Annotated in this window: 6 protein-coding genes; 3 read left to right on the top strand and 3 right to left on the bottom strand. The window is 38.2% G+C overall.

What is annotated here, in order from left to right; genetic code table 11:
* Both E1140_RS14820 and E1140_RS14815 read left to right on the top strand, forming a co-directional pair.
* A partial coding sequence (locus E1140_RS14820; RefSeq protein ID WP_281350423.1) for a rhodanese-like domain-containing protein occupies positions 1 to 447 on the top strand: 447 nt, incomplete at its 5' end.
* A 10-nt stretch (positions 448 to 457) separates the two neighbouring features.
* Positions 458 to 676 carry a hypothetical protein gene (locus E1140_RS14815; protein WP_155185431.1) on the top strand — a complete coding sequence of 73 codons (219 nt, stop codon included), beginning with the start codon at positions 458 to 460 and terminating at the stop codon, positions 674 to 676.
* Here E1140_RS14815 and E1140_RS14810 read toward each other — a convergent pair.
* The gene (locus E1140_RS14810; RefSeq protein ID WP_155185426.1) at positions 673 to 2,046 is read right to left on the bottom strand and encodes a serine hydrolase domain-containing protein; all 1,374 of its coding nucleotides are present in this window, start codon (positions 2,044 to 2,046) and stop codon (positions 673 to 675) included. The two genes, E1140_RS14815 and E1140_RS14810, sit on opposite strands and share 4 nt — an antisense overlap.
* On the bottom strand, positions 2,046 to 2,522 hold the full coding sequence (locus tag E1140_RS14805) for a hypothetical protein (protein WP_155185423.1): 477 nt from the start codon (positions 2,520 to 2,522) through the stop codon (positions 2,046 to 2,048). Before E1140_RS14805 ends, E1140_RS14810 begins: the two co-directional genes overlap by 1 nt.
* A gap of 46 nt (positions 2,523 to 2,568) precedes the next feature.
* On the opposite strand from E1140_RS14805, the gene E1140_RS14800 reads away from it, so the two are divergent.
* Complete coding sequence (locus tag E1140_RS14800; protein ID WP_185153614.1) at positions 2,569 to 2,763, top strand: YwbE family protein; 195 nt, start codon at positions 2,569 to 2,571, stop codon at positions 2,761 to 2,763.
* Positions 2,764 to 2,765: 2 nt separating this feature from the next.
* Here the strand turns inward: E1140_RS14800 and E1140_RS14795 are convergent, their stop codons facing one another.
* The gene (locus tag E1140_RS14795) at positions 2,766 to 3,734 is read right to left on the bottom strand and encodes a YheT family hydrolase (protein WP_155185418.1); all 969 of its coding nucleotides are present in this window, start codon (positions 3,732 to 3,734) and stop codon (positions 2,766 to 2,768) included.
* Positions 3,735 to 3,919: the final 185 nt, after the last annotated feature.

Genomic DNA, 3,919 nt, shown 5'->3' with positions numbered 1-3,919 from the left:
GAAAAGCTTTTTATATTTGATTCATTAACACTTGATACAAGAAAGATCAAGTTGAATTCAAAAAACACTAAAGCGTCCGTCAAATCGTTAATAGACTATGACGAATTCTGTAAAATAAAAAACAAGATGATCAAAGAAGTAACTGTTAAGGAATTGCATCAAATGATGGAGAATAAGGAAGATTTCCAACTTATTGATGTTAGAGAACCCCATGAAGCTGAAATAAGTACGCTTAATGGTGAGCTAATTCCTTTAGGACAAATACCTGCGAATGAAGATAAAATTGAAAAATCTAAGAAGGTGGTAATACATTGCAGAAGCGGTGCCAGAAGTGGTCAAGCTGTGAATTACCTGCAGGGCAAACTGGGGCTTGACAACTTATACAACCTAAAAGGTGGGATCTTGGCCTGGGCCGATGAGATTGATCCTTCTATGGAGAAGTATTAAATGACTACAGATGACCATTTTAGAAAAAGCGAAATACCTTTTTCAAAAAGGTGAATTTATTGGAGACAGACACCACCTGGGCTGCAAAAAGCTGCTCTATTCTCTAAATGGGAAGTTTTATGAAATCTCCTATTTAGCCAATGAAAATGTCATTGACTTTATAGAATCACGATCTATCAATTTTGTTGTAAAATACTATGCCGATGCTATTGACATCGGCAATATTTAATTCACAGCGGCTAAAACGGATTTTAAGAATTCATTAAAATCGAATGATCCGCGAACCTTTGTCTGCCCCATCCTCACTATCACCATATCCTTTGAGGGAATAATAAACACACGTTGCCCTTCAAAACCATTGGCGCTGTAAAGATCAGTGGGTGCATCAGGATAGTAGCGATTTTCCGGATTGCCCTTCTCACCAGCATTAAGCCAAAATTGGGCACCATATTCTCCTAAAGGAGCTTTGTCTGTAGGTGTAGACACATAATCAGCCCAATCTTCAGGAAGCAATTGCTGGCCATTCCATGAACCTCCATTTAAATAAAACTGACCAAACTTGGCCCAGTCTCGTGGGCTGGCATACATGTAAGATGAACCAACATAGGTACCCGATGCATCTGGCTCAAGAACCGCAGTTTTCATGCCCAATGGAGAAAACAGTCTTTCTCTCAAATAGTTGTGATACTTCTCTCCCAGCCTTTCTCTGGCAATTCTGGAAATGATATTTGTTGTGCCGCTGGAGTAATACCAAAGTTCATCTGGCTCATAAGCCAGCGGTTGACTGGCAGCAAAAGCACCCATATCGGCACTTTTAAATAACATATTAGTAGCTGAACTTGGCCCTGAATAAACTTCTTCCCATTCAAGACCGCTAGACATTCTTAATAACTGATCAAGAGTAATTTGGCTTCTTTCGTCCTCTTTCCAGGCTTCAATGAGGTTATTATCACTTATTTTTATAATCCCATCTTTAACCATTAAGCCAATCATGGTAGCTGTTATGCTTTTTGTCATAGACCAGCCTATTTGAGCGGTATTCTTGTCAAAACCTTCAGCATACTTTTCACCAATCAAATGACCTTTATAAAGCACCACGACTCCACGCGTGTTGATTTTCACATCTGGTTGGTCTTCTAGAAATGCATTATCAATAGCTTTATTTAAAGCCTCATAGTTCACATTCTCAAAAACGGTGTCTGATTCAGTTAAGCCCAATGGCCATACCAACGAGTCTGGAGCAGAAGCGATGGCTGAAAGACTGATTTCTTGTGATCTTATCTCCTCTTCAGATATTTCAGAAATAAGCGTGCACCCTAGCCCCTTTCTAAAAATGGCTTTCTTGCTAGCCGCTCCAAAAACATTACCCGAAGCAGAGCTATCTGACCAATTGACCTCATATGTTCCAAGGCTTAATGGTATACTACCAAGTTCATCCGCCAAAACTGACTCCTGAGTTCTTCCAGCCACAAACACACATGTACATAAATTCTTAGCTCCATAGCCGCTAATTATGGGAAACGCACGCCATGCGTAGCTGAGACCATATATCAAACCTCCAAAAATCAAGAGGGGAACAAATACTTTAACTCTTTTCATTAGTGTCTTATTTGAGTTCCAGAATATAGATCATCCATTGCACCGTCCTGATCCCAATCGATGTAACCTGTAAATGAAACTGTGTCATTTTTAATGGTTGCTAAATAGGTATTATCACTTCCTCTTTCAGTCATAATCAGTGAATCTCCTTCCATAACCCATGTGCCTGCCGAAGTCATGATTACTTCGCCTTCGAGGCTCATATATTCAGAAACAAACGTGCTGTCTGTATTAAATGCCGTTACAATTGGTTTGATATTTAAAATCTCCTCCCATTTATCTTGTGGTACATAGGCCACTGAATCGCCATCATCCTTTTTTATAACAACTTTGATCTCCAGGTTATGCCATTTGCCTATTAGCTGCTCACTAATTGTAGGCATTGATTCATTAACCTCTTTGTTCTCATTGCTCTTTTTACTTTCACAAGAGATAAGTAAAGCAAAAAATAAAACAACAGGAAGGACTTTGTTCATTTGTAAATCAATTTAATTTAGTGCAAAATACTAATTATTGAAGATTGTGGACGGAACTATAAGAGAAAATATTAAACCTGGAAGTAAGGTTGCCATTGTACTAAAAAAGGATCAGCGAACTGGCACTTTAACAGAAGGTATTGTTAAAGATTTACTTACTAAATCTCCTAAACACCATAGAGGTATTAAAGTTAGACTAACTGATGGGCAAATAGGCAGAGTTCAGGAGATTTTCGAATAACGCTACTTTTTCAACAAATCTTCTAAAAACTCCAAGGCCCTTACTTCCATATAGTTGACTTCAGAATTGGGCAATGTAAAGCCAACGTGCCCACCATGATCAGGGGTTTCTAAATAAAGGAATTCGCTATTCCTACATTCTTGAAAGGGATAGCAGGCCTCACCTAAAAAGGGATCGTTTAAAGCATTACAAAATAAAATTGGCCTTTGTGTTTCGTGCATATATTTACCAGCACTGGCCTTCTCATAAAAATCAAAGGCATCTTTAAAACCGTGTAGAGGTGCTGTATATTCATTATCAAAATCGATAAAAGATTTAATATGCTCAAAACCATTGTACTGCACTAGTTCAGGGTATTTTTCAGCCTTTGTTTTTACCTTTATTTCCAGTTTTTTTAGGAAACGTTTTTGATAGAATTTAATGGATGATGTTGAAAGTGCATCAACACTGGATTTTAAGCTAACAGGCATTGAAAAGGCTACTCCTCCCATAATATTATCAGCTATCGTGGAACCTCGCTCACTAATATATTTGGTAGTAAGGCTTCCACCCATGCTAAAGCCAACAAGGGCCACAGTTTTGTAATCCTTGGCCTTTAACGCATGTTTGATCACAGTATCCAGATCATCAGTAGCACCATGATGATAGAACCTTGATGTTTTATTAATTTCACCACTGCAACTTCTGCAGTTCCAGGCTACTACCTCCCACCCATGTTGTGCGAAATATTTTGCCATTCCCTTAACATAAGGTCTCTCACTGCTACCTTCCAGGCCATGAGAAATAACCACCAGTTTGTCAGAATCATTCTTCAACCAGTCAATGTCCAGAAAGTCATTATCTTCAGTAATTATCCTTTCTCTTTCGTATGCTACATCTTCAACTTGCCTAAAAGTGCTGGGTATAATCGTAGCCAGATGACCATTTCTGAGCCAAAATGGTGACTTGTAATGTGATTCGATTAATGGCATTCGGCAAATAAAATGTAGATATTCCTAACAACATCAATTATTGCCAAATAAATAATTCAGATAGTAGCGCTCCAATAATTAAGCTATCTTCATAAATCAACTCATGAAACGTTCAATAGGAATAATATTAGCCATTCTGCTCTGCCTGCCATTATTGGTACTAGAATGCACTATTTCTATTGAAA

The organism is Fulvivirga lutimaris (assembly GCF_009711525.1).
In the GTDB taxonomy this organism is placed as follows: Bacteria; Bacteroidota; Bacteroidia; order Cytophagales; family Cyclobacteriaceae; genus Fulvivirga; species Fulvivirga lutimaris.
The sequence above is the reverse complement of the archived record's forward strand: the minus strand, read 5'-3'. Positions and strand labels throughout refer to the sequence as shown.

Coding starts and splice junctions, on each gene's coding strand:
- E1140_RS14815 (WP_155185431.1), top strand. CDS start 458: ATGACCATTTTAGAAAAAGCGAAATACCTTTTTCAAAAAGGTGAATTT.
- E1140_RS14810 (WP_155185426.1), bottom strand. CDS start 2,046: ATGAAAAGAGTTAAAGTATTTGTTCCCCTCTTGATTTTTGGAGGTTTG.
- E1140_RS14805 (WP_155185423.1), bottom strand. CDS start 2,522: ATGAACAAAGTCCTTCCTGTTGTTTTATTTTTTGCTTTACTTATCTCT.
- E1140_RS14795 (WP_155185418.1), bottom strand. CDS start 3,734: ATGCCATTAATCGAATCACATTACAAGTCACCATTTTGGCTCAGAAAT.